Origin of the sequence: Streptococcus sp. 27098_8_99, from assembly GCF_041431935.1 — a bacterium.
GTDB lineage: Bacteria > Bacillota > Bacilli > Lactobacillales > Streptococcaceae > Streptococcus > Streptococcus parasanguinis_D.
This window is the reverse complement of sequence record NZ_JAPVYQ010000003.1, coordinates 118901-138721: the sequence shown is the minus strand read 5'-3', so window position 1 is coordinate 138721 and position 19821 is coordinate 118901. Positions and strand designations below refer to the sequence as shown.

The following is a 19821-nucleotide window of genomic DNA, read 5'->3' as shown; positions in this document are numbered from 1 at the left end:
TAAGGCCTGCTTTTTTATAAAAGAAAGGAGGAGAAATGAATCTACACCAACCCTTATCTGTACTGCCTGGAGTCGGTCCAAAATCGGCGGAAAAATTTAAAAAGTTAGGGATTGAAACCTTAGAAGATTTACTCTTGTATTTCCCCTTTCGTTATGAAGACTTCAAAACGCGCAATGTTTTAGAGTTGGAAGATGGGGAAAAAGCCGTCATCTCTGGAGTGGTAGCAACACCAGCCAATGTCCAATATTATGGCTACAAACGAAATCGCTTGCGTTTTTCGATCAAACAGGGAGACCAGGTCATTGCGGTTAATTTTTTCAACCAACCCTATCTAGCAGACAAAATTGAGGTTCAGCAGACAGTGGCGATTTTTGGGAAATGGGACAAGGCCAAAGGCAGTTTGACAGGGATGAAACTCCTGGCTCAAGTGGAAGATGATTTGCAACCGGTCTATCGAGTGACGCAAGGAGTCAGCCAAAACAGCCTGGTGAAATTGATCAAAATAGCGTTTGACCAGGGTTTGGACCAGCTTTTAGAAGAGAATGTACCCCAAGTCTTGCGGGATCGTTATCAACTTATGTCTCGTTCCCAAGCAGTGCAAGCTATGCATTTTCCTAAGGATCTGGCAGAGTACAAGCAAGCCCTTCGCCGGGTAAAATTTGAAGAGCTCCTCTTTTTCCAGCTGCAACTCCAAGTGCTAAAAGAAGAAAATCACGATGCCAGCCAAGGGATTTCCTTGGCCTGGAATCCAGAAAAATTAGCAGAACGAAAAAAACAGCTTCCTTTTGAGCTAACGCAAGCTCAAGAAAACAGCCTGAATGAAATCTTGACAGATATGGCCTCTCCTTATCATATGAACCGCCTCTTACAAGGGGATGTGGGAAGCGGGAAGACAGTCGTGGCCGGTCTTGCTATGTATGCAGCCTTAAGCGCTGGGAAGCAAGCTGCCTTGATGGTTCCAACGGAGATTTTGGCAGAGCAACACAAGGAAAGCTTGCAAAATCTTTTTCCAGATTTGCCAATTGCCCTTCTAACAGGAGGATTAAAGGCGGCTGAGAAACGAGAAGTCTTAGAAGAGATCGCCTCAGGAAAAGCCCAATTGATTGTGGGGACACATGCCTTGATTCAAGAGGGAGTTCACTACCAAGATCTAGGCTTGGTCATTATTGATGAACAGCATCGCTTTGGGGTTTCCCAACGTCGTATTCTTCGAGAAAAGGGACAAAATCCAGACGTCCTGATGATGACGGCTACCCCTATTCCCCGGACCTTGGCTATTACAGCCTTTGGAGATATGGATGTGTCCATCATTGATCAGATGCCTGCGGGACGCAAGGAAATCATCACACGTTGGGTCAAGCATGAGCAGTTAGAAGTGGTCCTCGACTGGTTAGTCAAAGAACTTGGCAAAGGTTCTCAAGCCTACTTTATTTCTCCATTGATTGAGGAGTCAGAGGCGCTAGATTTGAAAAACGCCCTTGCCCTCAAAGAAGAGCTAGAGACCTTCTTTGGACAGCGAGCACGCGTTTCTCTTCTTCATGGGAAGATGAAAAGTGAAGAAAAAGATGCTATCATGCAGTCCTTTAAAGAGCACCAAGTCGATGTTTTGGTGTCTACGACCGTTATTGAAGTAGGAGTCAACGTGCCCAATGCGACCGTTATGGTCATTATGGATGCAGATCGGTTTGGTCTTAGCCAACTTCACCAGCTTCGAGGCCGGGTTGGTCGGGGAAGCAAGCAATCCTATGCTATTCTAGTAGCCAATCCTAAGACAGATAGTGGCAAGCAGCGCATGAAAATCATGACAGAGACGACCAATGGGTTTTTTCTAGCGGAAGAAGATTTGAAAATGCGGGGTTCAGGTGAAATCTTTGGAACCCGTCAATCTGGGATTCCAGAATTTCAAGTGGCTGATTTGGTAGAAGATTATCCCATTCTGGAAGAAGCGCGGAAAGTCGCCAGCCAGATTGTAGCCACGCCAAATTGGCGGGAACACCCCGATTGGCATTTGCTCTCGCTTTACTTAGAAAAGAAAGAACATTTAGACTAAAATATAAAAAGGGAGTAGAGTGGAAATTCTTTGGATTCCACTCTACTCCCTTTAAGATTGTATTTTACGGGCTTTGTATCTTATTAATTGAACACGGGCTGCGGATTGTGTCAAAAAGATGAATCCTCCTAGAATCTTTTGGATTCTTCGTCGTATTCCCTATTTTGACTGTATCCGCTACGCCCTTTGTATCTTATTTTACCCTTCGATATAGTCTTTGAGTTCTTGTCCTTTTAGGCCGGCATTGAGGGCGATGAGGAGTTTGATGCGCGCTTTGGGGGCATTTAATTCTTTGATGAAAAAGACACCTGCTTGATGGAGTTGGACGCCTCCTCCTTCATATGCGTAGACGGGTTCAGCGATTCCATTGAAGCAACGGGATACTAAAGCGATTGGAAGGCCTGCATCCATGAATTCTTGGAGTTTATGTGCCGTTTCTTTAGGGATGTTTCCTGCTCCAAAGGCTTCGATAATGAGGCCATCCAGCCTTGAAAGATCCAGCATGTCCAGCAGATCAGTTTTCATCCCTGCATAGGTAGCAATGATCGGAACGAAACCATCGATGGTATCAAGATCAAAGCGCACCCTTGGCTCGGCTGTTTTAAAGAAGAGGATTTCCTTTTTCATGACCAAACCTAGTGGACCGTGGGTTGGTGTCTGAAAGGTGCTGACATTGGTGGTATGGGTTTTGGTGACGTACTTAGCCGCATGAATTTCATCGTTCATGACGACTAAGACGCCTTTATCGCGTGCTTTTGGATCGGCAGCTACTCGAAGGGCTGTCAGAAAATTGTAGACGCCATCGCTTCCTAGCTCGTTGGAGCTTCGCATAGCTCCTGTAATGACCACAGCGATCTCTGGTAACTCCATGGTATCCAAGAAATAAGCCGTTTCTTCCAGCGTATCTGTCCCGTGGGTAATAACGATGCCGTCGTAGTTGTGAGCTTCCTCTTTGATTTTTTGATATAGAGCTAACATGTGACGGGGGGTCATTTGAGGGCTGGGAAGGTTGAAGAAGTCCTCTGAGGTGACTGCAATTCCTTCAATTGGTGAAGTGACTTGGGTCATGGGATTGACTTCATTAGTAATCACTGCCCCAGAGTCATCTGCCGCCATCGAAATGGTTCCTCCGGTATGTAGTGCTAAAATTTTCTTAAACATGTGAAGCTCCTTGGAATATGTGATATAATTTATTTTATCATAAAAAGAAAGAAACAGTAGACATGGAAATAAAAGCAGTCTTTTTTGATATCGATGGAACCTTGGTGAATGATAGTCGAGCGGTCCTCAAATCAACAGAAAAAGCTATTCAGTCTTTAAAGGAAGAAGGGATCTATGTAGGCCTTGCGACAGGTCGGGGACCGGCCTTTGTCAAACCGTTTATGGAACGCTATGGTTTTGATTTTGCCGTGACCTATAATGGTCAGTATATTTTGACCAAGGACCGCGTGCTGTTTACCAGTCCAATCGATAAAAAGAGCCTGCACCAACTAATTGACTATGCTCGGGAACACCGTAAGGAAATTGCTCTCGGTACCAAGGATGGGGTATTTGGTTCTCGGATCATGAGTTTTGGAATGAGTCCTCTTTCAACCTGGTCCAGTCGTTTTGTGCCCCGCAAAATGGCCCGTACAGTCAGTCGTGGATTTAACAAAGTGGTCAGCAAGATCGTCCCACAAGATCAGGACACCCTCTATGCACTAGCGCAAGAACCAATCTACCAAGTGTTGATCTTATCGAGTCCAGAAGAGACTGCAAAAATTGAAAAAGAGTTTCCGGATCTGAAATTCACACGTTCTAGTCCTTTTGCAGCAGACGTCCTCAACCCAGGCATTTCCAAACTAGAAGGGATCCGCATCGTCGGTCAGGAATTTGGCTTTGACATCGATGAAGTGATGGCTTTTGGAGATTCTGATAATGACTTAGAGATGCTGTCAGGTGTTGGCTTGTCCATTGCGATGGGAAATGGGACGACCAGTGTCAAGGCAATTGCCAAGCATACCACGACTAGTAATGGCAAGGATGGCATCCAAAAGGCCCTGCAACACTTTGGTATTCTCTCAGAGAAAGAACTCTTTCTTTCTAAGGATGATCACTTCAATAAGGTCAAAACCTTCCATGGTGTGATGGATGGAGAAACCCAGGAGAAACCAGTTGTTTGGCAACCTCAAGACGCCCTTTATCGAACCATGTTCAAGCAAGAGGAGTTGGTAGAATTTGTCCGAGCAGCTAGCACAAGTGAGGAAGAATTTGACCGCTCGGTAGCAGCTCTTCACCAATCCTTGGATAAGGCTGCAGATAAGGTTCGGAGCAAGCATCCAGCTGAGATCTCCATGGTAGGGCAGGTTGATGCCTTGATTGATACTCTCTATTTGACTTATGGTAGCTTTGTACTAATGGGGGTCGATCCTGAAGAGGTCTTTGAGATTGTTCACCGGGCCAATATGGGCAAGATTTTCCCAGATGGAAAGGCGCACTTTGATCCAGTAACCCACAAAATTCTGAAGCCAGATGATTGGGAAGAAAAATACGCCCCAGAACCAGCCATCAAAAAAGAACTCGATCGCCAGCTCAAGGCCTACGAAAAACATGCAAAACAAAAAGAAGCAAAAAAAGACAACTAAAAAAGTTTGGAACAGAAGTTCCAAACTTTCAGATTGAAGATAAAGTCTTCTGAAAAACTTTCCTTAGGTGAGTACGGACGTCAGCGAACTTCTACGAAGTTCCATGACTTATTAAGATACAAAGGGCGTCTGCGGATAAAGTCAAAATAGGAAGTTTGACGCAGAATCTTTCGATTTTAGGAGAACTTATCTTTTTGACACAATCCGCAGCCCGTGTTCAATTAGTTTTGAACCCCTTCGCTTTTCAATTTTTAGGCTCAGGCTAAAACAGTTCCCCGAACTGTTTTACTCTCAAAACTCCCGAGTGCTAGAAACAATAGCGTTTCTAGCACTTTTCTCACGGCGGAAAGTTTTTTATCTTCAAAAAATAAAAGTCATTTTTTGAAAATCATCTAGCTGTTTTATGTAAAACAATAGTTTGTCTACATTCAAAAAGTTTGGAACCTTTGTTTCAAACTTTTTCTTTCTTACATGGTTTTATCCTTATCACGTACCACTAGTAAGTCTACTTTGGCGTGGCGAAGGATATATTCTGAGGAGGATCCGACCATTAACCGTTCGAAGGCATTGAGTCCGGTAGCCCCGACCATAATAAGGTCAACCCCTTCCTTACTTGGGATATCATTGGCTAAGAGGACTTTTGGATTTCCCATTTCTACAACAGTCACAACATTTTGAACGCCGACTTTTTCAGCACGTTCCTTGTAGCCTTTGAGCAATTCATTTGCTTCTTCTTGCAATTCTTCGTAGACCTCAGCATCAAAAGTTGAGACGCTTTGAAGGGCACGGGTATCGATGACGTGGGCAATAGTCAATTTAGAGCCGTTGCGAAGAGAAACGTTAACCCCTTTTTCAAAGGCTAATTCTGCTTCATGAGAACCGTCGACAGCGACCATAATGTTTTCGTATTTTTGAGACATAATCCTACCTCCTTATAGCTTGAAAACATGGATAGAATAGAAGGGAATCCTATTCTTTATACACTTATATTTTATCTCTTTTGAGCTAGAATGTAAAGGTAAAGTCTCGCTTTTCTGCTATATTTTTGCAGAATTTTTAAAGTCCTCGGTTTGTACTCTATTTGAACTAGTGGTATAATAGAGATAATTTCGTGAATCGAGGCAGAATATGAAGGAATATAATAAATCAAGCAAACTCGAACATGTCGCTTACGATATTCGTGGTCCAGTCTTGGAAGAAGCCATGCGCATGCGAGCAAATGGAGAAAAAATTCTACGTTTGAATACGGGGAATCCTGCTGAATTTGGCTTTACAGCTCCAGATGAAGTCATCCATGATTTGATCATGAATGCGCGTGATAGTGAAGGCTATTCAGACTCAAAAGGGATTTTTTCAGCCCGCAAAGCAATCATGCAGTACTGCCAGTTGAAAAAAATTCCAAATGTGGATATTGATGATATTTACCTTGGGAATGGAGTGAGTGAGCTGATCGTCATGTCCATGCAAGGACTTTTGGACAATGGGGATGAGGTCTTGGTTCCCATGCCGGACTATCCTCTTTGGACAGCAGCCGTCAGCCTAGCTGGTGGGAATGCCGTTCACTATCTTTGTGATGAAGAAGCAAACTGGTATCCAGATATTGAAGATATCAAGTCGAAAATCACCTCAAACACTAAAGCTATCGTTGTCATCAACCCGAATAACCCAACAGGTGCCCTCTATCCAGATGAGATCCTACTTGAGATTGTAGAGATCGCTCGACAAAATAACTTGATTATCTTCGCAGATGAAATCTACGATCGTTTGGTCATGGATGGGGAAAAACACACGGCTATTGCAAGCTTAGCGCCTGATCTCTTCTGTGTAAGTATGAATGGCTTGTCAAAATCTCACCGGATTGCCGGTTTCCGTGTTGGTTGGATGGTTCTATCCGGACCAAAGCACCATGTGAAGGGCTATATCGAAGGCTTGAACATGTTGTCCAATATGCGTCTTTGTTCAAATGTTTTATCTCAACATGTTGTGCAAACCTCTCTTGGAGGCTACCAATCTGTGGATGAACTCTTGCTTCCAGGTGGTCGAATCTACGAACAACGGAACTTTATCTACAAAGCTATCAATGATATTCCAGGCCTCTCAGCTGTTAAGCCAAAGGCTGGTCTCTATATCTTCCCTAAGATTGATCGGGATATGTACCGCGTGGATGACGATGAACAATTTGTATTAGAATTTTTGAAGCAAGAAAAGATTCTTTTGGTTCATGGCCGTGGCTTTAACTGGAAAGATCCAGATCACTTCCGGATCGTTTACCTCCCACGTGTGGATGAATTGGCTCAAATTCAAGAAAAAATGACTCGTTTCTTGAAACAATACAAACGCTAATTAGTTAAAGGATTGAAGAGAAAAGTCTTCGATCTTTTTTTTGATTCATTTTATAAAATCCATGTCATCGAAACGACATTTTTCTGAATTGCGCATAATTGTAGAAAAAATAAATAATTTTCAGATAATTTGATTGAAATTCCCACACTTATATGATATACTTGAGCTGACTATATGCGAGGTTTATTATGGCAAACTTATTAGAAAAGACACGTAAAATTACATCCATCTTGAAACGGACTGATGAACAGTTGCAGTTCGAGATGCCTTATAATGATATTGCCCAGCAATTAGCGGATATTATCCACTGTAATGCCTGTATCATTAATAGCAAGGGAACCCTTCTTGGTTATTTCATGCGTTACAAGACCAACAATGACCGGGTAGAAGCTTTCTTTCAAAATAAAAAATTACCAGAAGATTATGCCAAGGCAGCTAGTTTAGTCTACGATACAGAAGCTAATTTAGATGTGGACCATGATTTGAGTATCTTTCCGGTCGAAACCAAGTCTGAATTTCCTGATGGCTTGACCACCATTGCGCCTATTCATGTTTCTGGGATTCGGTTGGGTTCCTTGATCATTTGGCGCAATGATAAACAGTTTGCGGATGATGATTTGATCTTGGTTGAGATTGCGAGTACCGTGGTAGGAATTCAAATGTTGAACTACCAACGCGAGGAAGACGAGAAGAATATTCGTCGTCGGACAGCGGTGAATATGGCTGTCAATACCTTGTCTTACTCGGAGTTGCGGGCTGTTTCTGCCATCCTTAGTGAATTGAAAGGAAATGAGGGACAGTTGACTGCTTCTATCATCGCGGATCGGATTGGCATTACTCGCTCTGTGATTGTCAATGCACTCCGGAAATTGGAGTCAGCTGGTATTATTGAAAGCCGTTCTCTTGGAATGAAGGGAACCTATCTCAAGGTGTTGATTCCAGATATCTTTGAGGAAATTAAGAAAAGAGATTACTAATGACTAAAGCCTTGATTTCAATTGACTACACTGTCGATTTCGTAGCAGATGATGGTAAGCTTACGGCAGGTGCTCCTGCACAAGCCATTTCTGAGACAATTGCTCAGGTGACCCAATTGGCCTTTGACCAAGGAGCCTATGTCTTTTTTGCCATTGATGCGCATGATGTAGAGGATCCATTTCATCCTGAAAGCAAGCTCTTCCCACCTCATAATATCATTGGGACCAGCGGACGGGATTTGTACGGCCCTTTAGCAAATTTTTATCGGGAGCACAAAGCGGATCCACGCGTCTTTTGGATGGACAAGCGTCATTATTCTGCTTTTTCAGGAACGGACCTAGATATCCGCCTGCGGGAACGTCATGTAGATACAGTTATTTTGACAGGTGTCTTGACTGATATCTGTGTCCTTCATACAGCGGTTGATGCCTACAACCTCGGCTATCAGATCGAAGTCGTGGAACCTGCAGTAGCATCGCTTACTCCTGAAAATCATCAGTTTGCCTTGAATCATTTCAAGCATGTCTTAGGGGCAAGCTTGGTAGATAAAACTTTAAGTGAAAATAAATAAAGAGTATGGAATTAGTTGAGTGCAGTTCTCAATTAGTCTCATCTCTTTTTCTTATTTTGATGCAACATGAAAAGCTAAAATTATGATAAAATAGAAGGTATTGGAAATTATCATTTCACGAAAGGAAGCAAGATGAAAATTACGCAAGAAGAGGTAACCCACGTTGCCAATCTTTCAAAATTGAAATTCTCTCCAGAAGAGACAGCTGAGTTTGCGACAACCTTGTCTAAAATTGTCGACATGGTGGAATTGTTGGAAGAAGTGGACACAACCGGTGTTGCCCCAACAACGACCATGGCGGATCGCAAGACCGTATTGCGTCCGGATGTTGCTGAAAAAGGGACGGACCGTGACCGCTTGTTTAAAAATGTACCTGAAAAAGATAACTATTACATCAAGGTACCAGCTATCCTAGAAGATGGAGGAGATGCCTAATGTCATTCAACCATAAAACCATTGAAGAGTTGCACGACCTCCTTGTCTCTAAGGAAATTTCAGCAACGGAATTGACACAAGCGACGCTTGACGATATCAAGGCGCGTGAAGAAGCAGTCAATGCCTTTGTAACGGTGGCTGAAGAAGCGGCCCTTGCACAAGCCAAGGCTATTGATGAAAAAGGAATCGATGCAGACAACCTCTTGTCAGGGATTCCACTTGCTGTCAAAGACAATATCTCAACAGATTGCATCTTGACCACTGCGGCTTCAAAAATGCTCTATAACTACGAGCCCATCTTTGATGCGACAGCGGTTGCCAATGCCAAAGCCAAAGATATGATTGTCATCGGGAAGACCAACATGGATGAATTCGCCATGGGTGGATCTGGTGAAACTTCATATTATGGACCAACCAAGAATGCTTGGGACCACAGCAAGGTGCCTGGTGGTTCATCTAGCGGATCTGCTGCAGCTGTCGCTTCAGGTCAAGTCCGTTTGTCCCTTGGTTCAGATACAGGTGGTTCTATCCGTCAACCGGCTGCTTTTAACGGGATTGTTGGTCTCAAACCAACTTATGGAACGGTTTCCCGTTTTGGTCTCATTGCCTTTGGTAGCTCACTTGACCAAATTGGACCGTTTGCACCAACAGTCAAGGAAAATGCCCAATTGCTTAATGTTATTGCTAGTGAAGATGCCAAGGATTCAACATCTGCACCAGTACGCGTAGCCGATTTTACTTCTAAGATTGGTCAAGACATCAAAGGTATGAAGATTGCCCTTCCTAAGGAATACCTCGGTGAAGGGATTGACCCAGAAGTCAAAGAAACCATCCTTAATGCGGCGAAACACTTTGAAAAATTGGGAGCAACTGTCGAAGAAGTTAGCTTGCCTCATTCTAAATACGGGGTTGCTGTTTACTACATCATCGCTTCATCTGAAGCTTCTTCAAACTTGCAACGTTTCGACGGTATTCGCTATGGTTTCCGTGCGGAAGATGCTAAAAACTTGGATGATATCTACGTGAACACTCGTAGTCAAGGCTTTGGTGATGAGGTCAAACGCCGGATCATGCTTGGTACCTTTAGTTTGTCATCTGGTTACTACGATGCTTACTACAAGAAAGCTGGCCAAGTCCGTACCCTTATTATCCAAGACTTCGAAAAAGTCTTTGCAGATTATGACCTTATCCTTGGTCCAACAGCTCCTAGCGTAGCCTTTGATTTGGATTCACTCAACCATGATCCGGTTGCCATGTACTTGGCTGACCTCTTGACCATTCCTGTCAACTTGGCAGGTCTTCCAGGGATTTCGATTCCTGCAGGTTTTGCGCAAGGTCTTCCGGTTGGTTTGCAGTTGATTGGTCCGAAGTATTCTGAAGAAACCATCTACCAAGCTGCAGCTGCCTTTGAAGCAACGACGGATTACCACAAGCAACAACCCCTTATTTTCGGAGGTGACAATTAATGAACTTTGAAACAGTCATCGGACTTGAAGTCCACGTTGAATTGAATACAAACTCAAAAATTTTCTCACCAACCTCTGCCCACTTTGGGAATGAGCAAAATGCTAACACTAATGTGATTGACTGGTCTTTCCCAGGGGTGCTTCCTGTCTTGAACAAGGGTGTTGTGGATGCTGGTATCAAGGCTGCTTTGGCCTTGAATATGGATATCCATCAGCACATGCACTTTGACCGTAAGAACTATTTCTACCCTGATAATCCAAAGGCCTACCAAATTTCGCAATTTGACGAGCCAATCGGATACAACGGTTGGATTGAAGTGCAATTGGAAGACGGCTCAACTAAGAAAATCGGGATTGAACGGGCCCACTTGGAAGAAGATGCCGGTAAAAACACCCACGGAACAGATGGATTCTCTTACGTAGACCTCAACCGTCAAGGGGTGCCATTGATCGAAATCGTATCTGAAGCAGATATGCGTTCCCCAGAAGAAGCCTACGCTTATTTGACAGCATTGAAAGAAGTTATCCAGTACACTGGTATTTCAGACGTCAAGATGGAAGAAGGATCTATGCGTGTGGATGCCAACATTTCCCTTCGCCCATACGGTCAAGAGGAGTTTGGTACCAAGACGGAGTTGAAGAACTTGAACTCTTTCTCAAACGTCCGTAAAGGTCTTGAATACGAAGTGGAGCGTCAAGCGAAGATCTTGCGTTCAGGTGGTGTCATTCGTCAAGAAACACGTCGTTATGATGAAGCGAATAAGAGCACGATTCTTATGCGTGTCAAAGAAGGAGCAGCGGATTACCGTTACTTCCCAGAACCAGACCTTCCATTGTTTGACATCTCAGATGAGTGGATCGAAGAAATGCGTACGGAGTTGCCAGAGTTTCCAAAAGACCGTCGTGCTCGCTATGTGGCAGAGCTTGGCTTGTCTGACTATGATGCCAACCAATTGACAGCGACGAAAGTCACTTCTGACTTCTTTGAAGCAGCCGTAGCCCTTGGTGGAGATGCCAAGCAAGTATCTAACTGGCTCCAAGGGGAAGTCGCACAATTCTTGAATGCAGAAGGCAAAACACTGGAAGAAATCCAATTGACACCAGAAAACTTGGTGGAAATGATTGCCATCATCGAAGATGGAACCATCTCTTCTAAGATTGCCAAGAAAGTCTTCGTTCACTTGGCGAAAAATGGTGGCGGTGCGCGTGAATACGTCGAAAAAGCTGGATTGGTACAGATTTCAGATCCTGAAGTCTTAATCCCAATCATCCACCAAGTCTTTGCAGATAATGAAGCAGCCGTAGCTGACTTCAAGTCAGGTAAGCGGAATGCGGACAAGGCCTTTACCGGCTTCCTTATGAAAGCAACCAAAGGCCAAGCCAACCCACAAGTAGCCCTCAAGTTACTTGCCCAAGAATTGGCGAAGTTGAAAGATAGTGAATAAAAAATAACAGTTACTAGGAAGTATCTGTCAGATGCATGATAAAGACATCTTAGAAACTTTCCTTAAGTGAGTTCGGACGTCAGCGAACTTCGAGGAAGTTCCATGACTTAGTTTTGAACCTAAAGTTTCAAAACTCCCGAGTGCCTGAAACATAATTGTTTCAGGCACTTTTCTCACGGCGGAAAGTTTCAGTATATGTTTACATTCTAACAGGCACCTTTTAGTGTCTGTTTTTACTTTTTCAGAGGGAATCAAAAATGGAATTTAATTGACAAAGTCTTCTAAATTTAATAAAATTAAAAACAGACCGATAGTCTGTTTTTAAGGAGGTAAGTTACTTGAAACAAGAAATAAAATCAAAAAGAAGTAAAGATCAAATTATTCAAGCAGCCTTGTCCTTTTTTTCAAATAAAGGCTATAAAGAAACAACGATGGCTGATTTAGTAACAGTGACAGGATTGTCAAAAGGGGCTGTTTACTATCACTTCAAAAGTAAAGAAGAGATTCTACAACTCTTAATGGAAAAAGAAACGATTGCCCTCTCAACTTTTCTAGAAGAATTGTCAAAGAACGAAGGAGTTTCATCAACAGACCGCCTATTACAATTAGTTGATTATTTAATAGGCAATGAGAATATGAAACAACTTACGGGCATTGACTGGGCACAAAAGATACCGTTCGGCTTGTTGTTTTCTTTAAAAAATACGGTAAATGTTCTTTCCAAATATGTAGGAATAATCATTCATCAAGGAAATGAGAAGGGCGAGTTTTCTTGTAAATATCCTTTAGAGACAGCTACAACACTATCTCTATTAATTGATGTGTGGCTTGATCCAACTATATCAGGTGAAGAAATGATCTCATTCTCACAAAAATTAGACTATATTGCATTTTATTTAAATAGTAGCGGTGTTCCTGTTTTAACAGAAAACAAGTGTCAAGAGATTAATCAGTTTTTTCTTAAAGGAGGAAGATGATGAATCGGCTATTGAGATTCTTATTTATCCTACTTATCATCGCTATGTCTGGAGCGATTGTCTTCCAGCTGTTCTTTCCATCTTATATGGGAAGTCATTCGGGATATGGTATTTCTGTCGGTTGGCAACGAGAGATTGGGATTTGGAATGTGGCAGTTCTTGTGATTATCATTGCTGTCAATCTTAAATACGATTGGTTTTATCTTCGGACGGTTCTATTGGCTTTGATCCTAGGTGGGCTTGGGATCGGTACTAATCATCTCTTCAGTTATTTTCACTATCATCTGTCGGTCAATGGGATCGGTGCACTTGAAAATTATCTCCTCGTCCTTGGTTGGATGGTGGGCTGGAGAATAGAGACTTCACGAATTAAAAAGGAATAAGAAGGAGTAGTCAAAGGACTGCTCTTTTTCATCTTCAGTTTTTCCTTGACAAGTAAAAAGAAAACGTTTACAATGTGGTATATAAAGATTCCTGAAAAGAAAACTAAAAATCATGAAAACAAGGAGACCATCCTATGGCTACTATGAAAGCAGCACGCTGGCATGCAGCAAAAGACGTTCGTATCGAAGAGGTGGAAGTACCTGAAGTACAACCACATCAAGTAAAGGTGGCAGTTAAGTTCACAGGGATCTGTGGTACGGACTTGCATGAATATTTGGATGGTCCGATCTTCATTCCAACAGAAGAACATGTTTATTCTGGTCAAAAAGCACCGGTTACTTTGGGACATGAATTCTCTGGTGAGATTGTAGAAGTCGGAAGTGATGTGACTCGTGTCAAAGTTGGCGATCGTGTCACTATCGAACCAATTCTTGCAAAGCACAACTTAATTGGTGACTATAACCTCGATCCAAACTTGAACTTTGTTGGTCTTGCTGCAGATGGTGGTTTTGCTAAATATTGTGTTCTTGATGGTGATCTTGTCCATGTGATTCCAGATAGCTTGAGCTTTGAACAAGCCGCTCTTACAGAACCTGCTGCTGTTGCTGTGTATGCAGTCCGTCAATCTGCTTTGAAAGCTGGAGATACAGCAGTTATCTTTGGTTTAGGCCCAATTGGTCTTTTGATCGTTGAAGCCCTTCGTGCAGCAGGAGCATCAAAAATCTATGCGGTTGAATTGTCTCCTGAACGCCAAGCGAAAGCAGAAGAATTGGGAGCAATCGTTGTGCACCCAGAAGAAGGAGAAACGATCGTCGAAGCCATCCATCGTTTAACAGGTGGGGGAGCAGATGTTTCTTATGAAGTTACTGGGGTCCCAGTTGTTTTAGGCCAAGCCCTTGCAGCCGTTCATAAAGCTGGGGAATGTATGGTTGTATCTATCTGGGAACGTGAAGCTAGCATCAATCCAAATGAATTCGCTATTCAAGAAAAATCCCTCAAAGGAATTATTGCCTACCGCCACATCTTCCCTAAAGTCTTGGAATTGATGGAACAAGGCTACTTCTCTGCTGAAAAATTGGTTACTAAGAAAATCAAATTGGAAAATATCGTTGAAGAAGGATTTGTTGAATTAACACAAGATAAATCCCAAATCAAGATCTTGGTTCAACCTGAATAAGCGGATAAATTTATATGAAATAAAGTAAGGCTGAAACGTGTAGTTTCGGCCTTTTATGATACAATAAAAGTAAGGAACAGATTTGGGAGGGGACTATGTCAAAGACGATGAAAGGGACGCTCATGACCTTGATTGCCGGGATTGCTTGGGGCTTATCAGGAGCTTGCGGCCAGTACCTGATGGTTCATGGATTTACAGCAATTGGGTTGACAACGATTCGCTTAATTATTTCGGGAGCAGTTCTTTTACTCCTAGCTTATTTATCGGATAAGAAAAAAGTTAAATCCTTTCTAACAGACCGCTCGTCATACATCCCCTTGCTTTTATTTGCATTTTTAGGTTTGTTAATGACCCAATTGACTTATCTAGAAGCGATTGATGCGACTAATGCAGGTACTGCAACTGTTTTGCAATATCTTTGTCCAGTAGGTGTCTTGGCCTACTCTTGTATCAAAGACCGGGTAGCTCCGACGGTATCTGAAATCATTTCGATGGTCTTAGCCATCGCAGGGACCTTTCTCATTGCAACCCATGGTCAACTCAATCAATTGGCAATCACTCCTAAAGGGCTAGCTTGGGGACTTGTTTCTGCCTTTGCCTATGCCCTCTACATCATTCTGCCTATTCAGTTAATTCAAAAATGGGGAAGTATGTTGGTGATTGGTATCGGTATGCTCATTCCAGGACTTGTGATGATTCCCTTCACAGGAAGAAGACTTTTTCATGGCCAATATAGCATGGATAATCTAATGGGCTTAGTTGGCTTAGTGGTGATTGGGACCATATTTGCCTATACGGTCTTTTTGAAAGGGACAACTCTGATTGGACCGGTCAAAGGTAGCCTTCTTGCAGCTATTGAGCCTATTTCAGCTGTATTCTTTGCCTTTGCCATTATGAATGAACATTTCTTTGCCATTGATTTTATAGGGATGGCTATGATCCTCCTTGCGGTCCTCTTGATTTCCCTCAAGGATCTCATGATTCAAAAAGAAAAAGGAATCTTGTAAAACCAAGATCAATTATTTTTCAGTTAAAAGGTTGAGACGAAAGTCTTGGCCTTTTTATGATAGGGGAGAGTTATCACTATATAGCGTATACATAGCTAGAAAAAGATGTTAGAATAGAAAAAACTTTTTTTAAGGAGATGAGGATGAAAAAGATTTTCAAATGGGCCCTATTTGCTGTGGCGACTTTGAGTTTAGCGGCTTGTGGGACTGGTGCTCAAAAGACCAATTCGCAGCAAGCAAAGACAGAAAAAGCAGCGAAAAGCTCTGCATCTGACGGTCAAGTCGAGGTGAGTTTAAAAGGAGGGCAATACATCAAACCACCTGTCCTCAATGACTCAGAAGACGGAACCTATTTAGCCCTTCAATTAGAATTTAAAAATGTTGCCAAAGAATCTATCAACGTGTCAGATTCAGATATCACCATTTACGATGCGGATAATAACAAGGTCAAATTGCAGTCAGGAATTTATGACCACAGTGAAGCCTTCCAATTGCTCAAGAGTGATCAGTTGGCCCAGGATAAAAAATTAACCGGCTATATCGTTTTTCCAGTCGAAAAAGGCAAAAAATATGAAGTGCAGTATGAACGAAAAACCTATAGCTCTGATAAAAAATCCAAACCTTTAAAATTTGCGGTGGATTCTTCTCAGTATGAGGATAAGGTGGAAGCTTCCACTATTCTAGCAGATGAATACATCAATCAAGTTTACTTCAGTGGCCAACGAAAGGTCAAAAAGGATGACGCTTTTGTTTTGGGAACTGATTTGAAAAAGGAACGCAGTGATTTCCGTGCGAAATTTGCGGCTGATTTTACTCGTCAATTGCATGATTACCAATTCCCTGAAGAAGAAGTGACCCAGTTTATCGATGCTTATGAAAAAGAAAATGCTAAGCGTGCGAAATTAACCTATAAGGTTAAACAATATCTCCCGGACAAGGTGGTCATTAGTCTAAATCCTGAGACAGTCAGCATGGAAAAGACGATCTTAAACCACATGCAGACCTTCTATCAGGAACATCGAAAAGACTATCCAGGGATCATCGAAGCGAACCAGGCTCAAAACAAAGCCTATAGAGAGGAAATGATGGCTTCTCTTGCAGATCGCCCCTTGACGACGCCGGATCGATACGACTACCAGTTGACCTTTGTTAAGAAAGATGGCAAATGGGAAGTAGAAAAAGCCTACAATAGTGATAGCTTTATGGAAAAATTCGAGGGAAATCTTTCTTAATGCTAAAGTTGGCACTCCTAGGACATGAATCTAGGAGTGTTTTTGTCTATAGCTATAAACTATATCAAAATCCAAGAAACAGGAATTAGACGGAAACACCTATTAGTGATAAAATAATTTTAAGTTCGAAAGGAGATGAAGGCTTGTGTCTTTTTCTTATGAAGAGTTAGCAGAGATTCGCCACTATATCCACCAACACCCAGAATTGTCTGGTCAAGAATACCAGACAACCGCCTTTCTAAAAGAGCGTTTAGAAGAGTTGGGGATTCGTATTTTAGAGAGTGGACTAAAAACTGGTCTGATTGCAGAAATTGGGTCCGGCCAACCGGTGGTGGCACTTCGAGCAGATATCGATGCCCTTCCGATTTTGGAACAAACGAATCTGCCCTACCAAAGTCAGAATCCAGGAGTCATGCATGCCTGTGGCCATGATTTTCATCAAACCAGTCTTCTGGGAGCAGCAGCTCTTCTCAAGGAAAAAGAAGACCAGCTTGAAGGAACCGTACGCTTGATCTTTCAGCCAGCAGAAGAAATCTCAGAAGGTGCTTCTGATGTTTTGGCAACAGGACTGTTGGAGGATGTTCAAGGAATTATTGGTTTTCACAACATTCCCCAGCTAAAAGCAGGGCAACTTGCTTTGAATGCTGGAGCTATGATGGCAGGGGTTGAGAAATTCAAGGTTACCGTGACAGGGGTCAGTAGCCATGCTGCGAGACCAGATTTGGGAGTTGACACTGTAACGGCTGTCACAACCATGGTTCAGAATGTACAATTATTAATTTCACGGACCGTTTCTCCCTTTGAAACAGCTGTTTTGTCCATTACGCACCTGGATGTGGGCTCAACCTGGAATGTGCTTCCAAAATCAGGCTATTTTGAAGGAACCATTCGTTCCTTTAATCCGAGTGTGCAAAGAGACTTGAAGGCACATTTTATTTCTATCATTCGACACATTGCAGAAAGTCTGGAAGTAGATGTGGCTTTTGAGTGGGGTGTGACCCCGCCCGTTACCTTTAATGATGAGGAATTGACGCAGGTGGTTTGGGAAGCTTCACAAGGTTTGGCTGAAGTGATTCCAGCAAATCCTTCTACTGCTGGAGAAGACTTCGCCTTTTACCAAGAGCGAATTCCTGGAGTCTTTGCCTTTATCGGTTCGAATGGAGAGCCGGATGCGCCAGACCTCCATCATGATCACATGACCATCGATGATGCAGCCTTTGAGGTATCGGTTCCCTATTATGTTGAAAATGCGCAAGCTTTATTGCGATATTTTAAGGCCAAAGAAGTGTGATAAAGAAAAACTATCACCTCCATAAAAAATATATATTAGGCAAGTAAATGCTTTTTTGATAAAATTAAAAAATACTTTTAAAATGGCGTTTTATGTGCCTGAAACGAATAAGGAGATCCTATGAATCTAAAAAAAGTGATTAAGTATTCTGCTTTAGGATTAGTTGCAGTCCTTGCAACCAGTGCTTTAGTAGCATGTTCATCTGGTAAATCAGCCAGTGGTAAGAAAACCATTGAAGTTGGGACTGTTGGAACAACCAAACCATTCTCTTACGAAGAAAAAGACGGCAAGCTAACCGGTTATGAAATCGAAGTTTTGCGTGAAATCTTCAAAGGCTCAGACAAATATGAAGTAAACTTTAACAAAACAGAGTGGTCTTCCGTCTTTGCTGGCTTAGATAGTGACCGTTTCCAAATCGGTGCCAACAACATTAGCTACTCAAAAGAGCGGGAAGAAAAATACCTCTATCCAAATCCATATGCTCGCAATCCATTAGTATTGGTCGTACCAAAAGATTCTTCTATTAAATCTTTGGATGACTTGGGTGGTAAGAAAACAGAAGTTGTTCAAGGAACATCTACTGCTAAACAATTAGAAGATTACAATAAAAAACATTCAGATAATCCAACTGACTTGCAATACACAGATGGAACCATTCAAACCATCATGGCTAATCTAGCGGATGGTCGTACAGATTACAAGATTTTCGAACGGATCTCAGTGGATACCATCATTCGTGATCAAGGCTATGACAACCTGAAGGTTATCGAGCTTCCAAGCGATCAACAACCTTATGTGTATCCAATTATTGCAAAGGAAGATAAAGATCTTCAAAAATTTGTCAACAAACGTATCAAGGAACTCTATGACAATGGAACCCTTGAAAAACTGTCTAAAAAATACTTTGGTGGAACTTATCTACCAGAAGCAAAAGATATTAAAGAATAATATTTAATTAAAGGAAACTTCAAAATGAAATTGAAAAAAATTCTTGGTTTAACAGCTCTTGCAGCTATTGCAACATTTGCTCTTGCATCATGTGGTTCTTCAAAATCATCTAGCAAAGATGGTGAAACAACTGTAAAAGTAGGTGTCATGACTTTGAGTGACACTGAAAAAGCTCGTTGGGATCAAGTTCAAAAGAACTTGGATGACGCTAAAACAGGAATCAAATTGGAATTCACTCAATTTACAGACTACTCACAACCAAACGTGGCTGTAAAAGATGGTAGCGTGGATATCAATGCTTTCCAACACTACAACTTCCTTGATAACTGGAACTCTAAAAACGACAATGCCCTTGTTGCAGTAGCAGATACGTACATCGCTCCAATCCGTCTTTACTCTGGTACAGAAAACGGTAAAAACAAATACACTTCAATTAAAGAAATTCCTAAAGGTGGAACAATTGCTGTACCAAATGACCCAACAAATGAAAGCCGTGCCTTGTATGTCTTGCAATCAGCAGGTTTGATTAAATTGGATACTAAGGATGGACAATTGGCTAACGTGTCAAATATCAAAGAAAATCCAAAAGATTTGAAGATCTCTGAATTGGATGCTTCACAAACACCATCTGCTCTTCCATCAGTAGATGCTGCAGTCATCAACAATACCTTCGTTCGTGAAGCAGGCGTTGATTTCAAAAAAGCTATCTATGTTGAAAAGAAAGACAACAACTCAAAACAATGGTACAACTTGATTGCTGCTAAGAAAGATTGGGAAAAATCTGATAAAGCAAAAGCAATTAAAGAAATCATCAAAGCCTATCACAAAGACAATGTGAAGAAAGTGATCGAAGAATCTTCAGAAGGAATGGACCAACCAGTCTTTTAAGATT

Annotated in this window: 18 protein-coding genes; 16 read left to right on the top strand and 2 right to left on the bottom strand. The window is 42.1% G+C overall.

Going from position 1 to position 19821, the window contains the following annotated elements; genetic code table 11:
* Positions 1-35: 35 nt before the first annotated feature.
* Positions 36-2051: an ATP-dependent DNA helicase RecG gene (gene recG / locus O3605_RS03095; RefSeq protein WP_371585240.1), complete on the top strand. Its 2016-nt coding sequence runs from the start codon at positions 36-38 to the stop codon at positions 2049-2051.
* A 198-nt stretch (positions 2052-2249) separates the two neighbouring features.
* Here recG and O3605_RS03090 read toward each other — a convergent pair whose 3' ends face one another.
* Positions 2250-3212: an asparaginase gene (locus O3605_RS03090; RefSeq protein ID WP_371585239.1), complete on the bottom strand. Its 963-nt coding sequence runs from the start codon at positions 3210-3212 to the stop codon at positions 2250-2252.
* A gap of 62 nt (positions 3213-3274) precedes the next feature.
* Between O3605_RS03090 and O3605_RS03085 the strand changes: the two genes are divergently transcribed.
* Entirely contained in the window at positions 3275-4675 is a 1401-nt protein-coding gene (locus tag O3605_RS03085; RefSeq protein WP_371585238.1) for a Cof-type HAD-IIB family hydrolase, read from the top strand.
* 467 nt (positions 4676-5142) lie between these two features.
* Here O3605_RS03085 and O3605_RS03080 read toward each other — a convergent pair whose 3' ends face one another.
* Positions 5143-5595, bottom strand: a complete 453-nt coding sequence (locus tag O3605_RS03080; protein ID WP_003008541.1) for a universal stress protein — start codon at positions 5593-5595, stop codon at positions 5143-5145.
* Between the two features lie 208 nt (positions 5596-5803).
* On the opposite strand from O3605_RS03080, the gene O3605_RS03075 reads away from it, so the two are divergent.
* The 14 genes from O3605_RS03075 to O3605_RS03010 all read left to right on the top strand — a co-directional run bounded on the left by O3605_RS03075 (position 5804) and on the right by O3605_RS03010 (position 19817).
* A complete protein-coding gene (locus O3605_RS03075; protein WP_021153766.1) occupies positions 5804-7018 on the top strand; it encodes a pyridoxal phosphate-dependent aminotransferase in 1215 nt (404 codons plus the stop codon).
* A gap of 188 nt (positions 7019-7206) precedes the next feature.
* Positions 7207-7995, top strand: a complete 789-nt coding sequence (codY, locus tag O3605_RS03070) for a GTP-sensing pleiotropic transcriptional regulator CodY (protein WP_024054997.1) — start codon at positions 7207-7209, stop codon at positions 7993-7995.
* On the top strand, positions 7995-8567 hold the full coding sequence (locus O3605_RS03065; RefSeq protein WP_049497767.1) for a cysteine hydrolase family protein: 573 nt from the start codon (positions 7995-7997) through the stop codon (positions 8565-8567). Before codY ends, O3605_RS03065 begins: the two co-directional genes overlap by 1 nt.
* A 132-nt stretch (positions 8568-8699) precedes the next feature.
* Positions 8700-9002, top strand: a complete 303-nt coding sequence (gene gatC, locus O3605_RS03060) for an Asp-tRNA(Asn)/Glu-tRNA(Gln) amidotransferase subunit GatC (protein WP_002884769.1) — start codon at positions 8700-8702, stop codon at positions 9000-9002.
* Positions 9002-10468: an Asp-tRNA(Asn)/Glu-tRNA(Gln) amidotransferase subunit GatA gene (gene gatA, locus O3605_RS03055; RefSeq protein ID WP_049497768.1), complete on the top strand. Its 1467-nt coding sequence runs from the start codon at positions 9002-9004 to the stop codon at positions 10466-10468. The genes gatC and gatA overlap by 1 nt, the downstream gene beginning before the upstream one ends.
* The gene (gene gatB / locus O3605_RS03050) at positions 10468-11913 is read left to right on the top strand and encodes an Asp-tRNA(Asn)/Glu-tRNA(Gln) amidotransferase subunit GatB (protein ID WP_049497769.1); all 1446 of its coding nucleotides are present in this window, start codon (positions 10468-10470) and stop codon (positions 11911-11913) included. The genes gatA and gatB overlap by 1 nt, the downstream gene beginning before the upstream one ends.
* Before the next feature lie 338 nt (positions 11914-12251).
* Positions 12252-12890, top strand: coding sequence for a TetR/AcrR family transcriptional regulator (locus O3605_RS03045; protein WP_049497770.1), 639 nt, complete (start codon positions 12252-12254; stop codon positions 12888-12890).
* Entirely contained in the window at positions 12890-13273 is a 384-nt protein-coding gene (locus tag O3605_RS03040; RefSeq protein WP_049497771.1) for a hypothetical protein, read from the top strand. The genes O3605_RS03045 and O3605_RS03040 overlap by 1 nt, the downstream gene beginning before the upstream one ends.
* Positions 13274-13407: 134 nt before the next feature.
* The gene (locus O3605_RS03035) at positions 13408-14451 is read left to right on the top strand and encodes a 2,3-butanediol dehydrogenase (RefSeq protein ID WP_049497772.1); all 1044 of its coding nucleotides are present in this window, start codon (positions 13408-13410) and stop codon (positions 14449-14451) included.
* A 95-nt stretch (positions 14452-14546) separates the two neighbouring features.
* Entirely contained in the window at positions 14547-15458 is a 912-nt protein-coding gene (locus O3605_RS03030; RefSeq protein ID WP_049497773.1) for a DMT family transporter, read from the top strand.
* Positions 15459-15601: 143 nt separating this feature from the next.
* Positions 15602-16690, top strand: coding sequence for a DUF4352 domain-containing protein (locus O3605_RS03025; protein WP_241672492.1), 1089 nt, complete (start codon positions 15602-15604; stop codon positions 16688-16690).
* A gap of 145 nt (positions 16691-16835) precedes the next feature.
* On the top strand, positions 16836-17981 hold the full coding sequence (locus O3605_RS03020) for an amidohydrolase (protein ID WP_338323909.1): 1146 nt from the start codon (positions 16836-16838) through the stop codon (positions 17979-17981).
* Positions 17982-18101: 120 nt separating this feature from the next.
* On the top strand, positions 18102-18929 hold the full coding sequence (locus O3605_RS03015) for an amino acid ABC transporter substrate-binding protein (RefSeq protein WP_049487953.1): 828 nt from the start codon (positions 18102-18104) through the stop codon (positions 18927-18929).
* Between the two features lie 24 nt (positions 18930-18953).
* The gene (locus tag O3605_RS03010; RefSeq protein ID WP_371585237.1) at positions 18954-19817 is read left to right on the top strand and encodes a MetQ/NlpA family ABC transporter substrate-binding protein; all 864 of its coding nucleotides are present in this window, start codon (positions 18954-18956) and stop codon (positions 19815-19817) included.
* Positions 19818-19821: the final 4 nt, after the last annotated feature.

Coding starts and splice junctions, on each gene's coding strand:
- gatC (WP_002884769.1), top strand. CDS start 8,700: ATGAAAATTACGCAAGAAGAGGTAACCCACGTTGCCAATCTTTCAAAA.
- gatA (WP_049497768.1), top strand. CDS start 9,002: ATGTCATTCAACCATAAAACCATTGAAGAGTTGCACGACCTCCTTGTC.
- O3605_RS03025 (WP_241672492.1), top strand. CDS start 15,602: ATGAAAAAGATTTTCAAATGGGCCCTATTTGCTGTGGCGACTTTGAGT.
- recG (WP_371585240.1), top strand. CDS start 36: ATGAATCTACACCAACCCTTATCTGTACTGCCTGGAGTCGGTCCAAAA.
- O3605_RS03035 (WP_049497772.1), top strand. CDS start 13,408: ATGGCTACTATGAAAGCAGCACGCTGGCATGCAGCAAAAGACGTTCGT.
- O3605_RS03015 (WP_049487953.1), top strand. CDS start 18,102: ATGAATCTAAAAAAAGTGATTAAGTATTCTGCTTTAGGATTAGTTGCA.
- gatB (WP_049497769.1), top strand. CDS start 10,468: ATGAACTTTGAAACAGTCATCGGACTTGAAGTCCACGTTGAATTGAAT.
- O3605_RS03065 (WP_049497767.1), top strand. CDS start 7,995: ATGACTAAAGCCTTGATTTCAATTGACTACACTGTCGATTTCGTAGCA.
- O3605_RS03090 (WP_371585239.1), bottom strand. CDS start 3,212: ATGTTTAAGAAAATTTTAGCACTACATACCGGAGGAACCATTTCGATG.
- O3605_RS03080 (WP_003008541.1), bottom strand. CDS start 5,595: ATGTCTCAAAAATACGAAAACATTATGGTCGCTGTCGACGGTTCTCAT.
- codY (WP_024054997.1), top strand. CDS start 7,207: ATGGCAAACTTATTAGAAAAGACACGTAAAATTACATCCATCTTGAAA.
- O3605_RS03010 (WP_371585237.1), top strand. CDS start 18,954: ATGAAATTGAAAAAAATTCTTGGTTTAACAGCTCTTGCAGCTATTGCA.
- O3605_RS03085 (WP_371585238.1), top strand. CDS start 3,275: ATGGAAATAAAAGCAGTCTTTTTTGATATCGATGGAACCTTGGTGAAT.
- O3605_RS03030 (WP_049497773.1), top strand. CDS start 14,547: ATGTCAAAGACGATGAAAGGGACGCTCATGACCTTGATTGCCGGGATT.
- O3605_RS03075 (WP_021153766.1), top strand. CDS start 5,804: ATGAAGGAATATAATAAATCAAGCAAACTCGAACATGTCGCTTACGAT.
- O3605_RS03040 (WP_049497771.1), top strand. CDS start 12,890: ATGAATCGGCTATTGAGATTCTTATTTATCCTACTTATCATCGCTATG.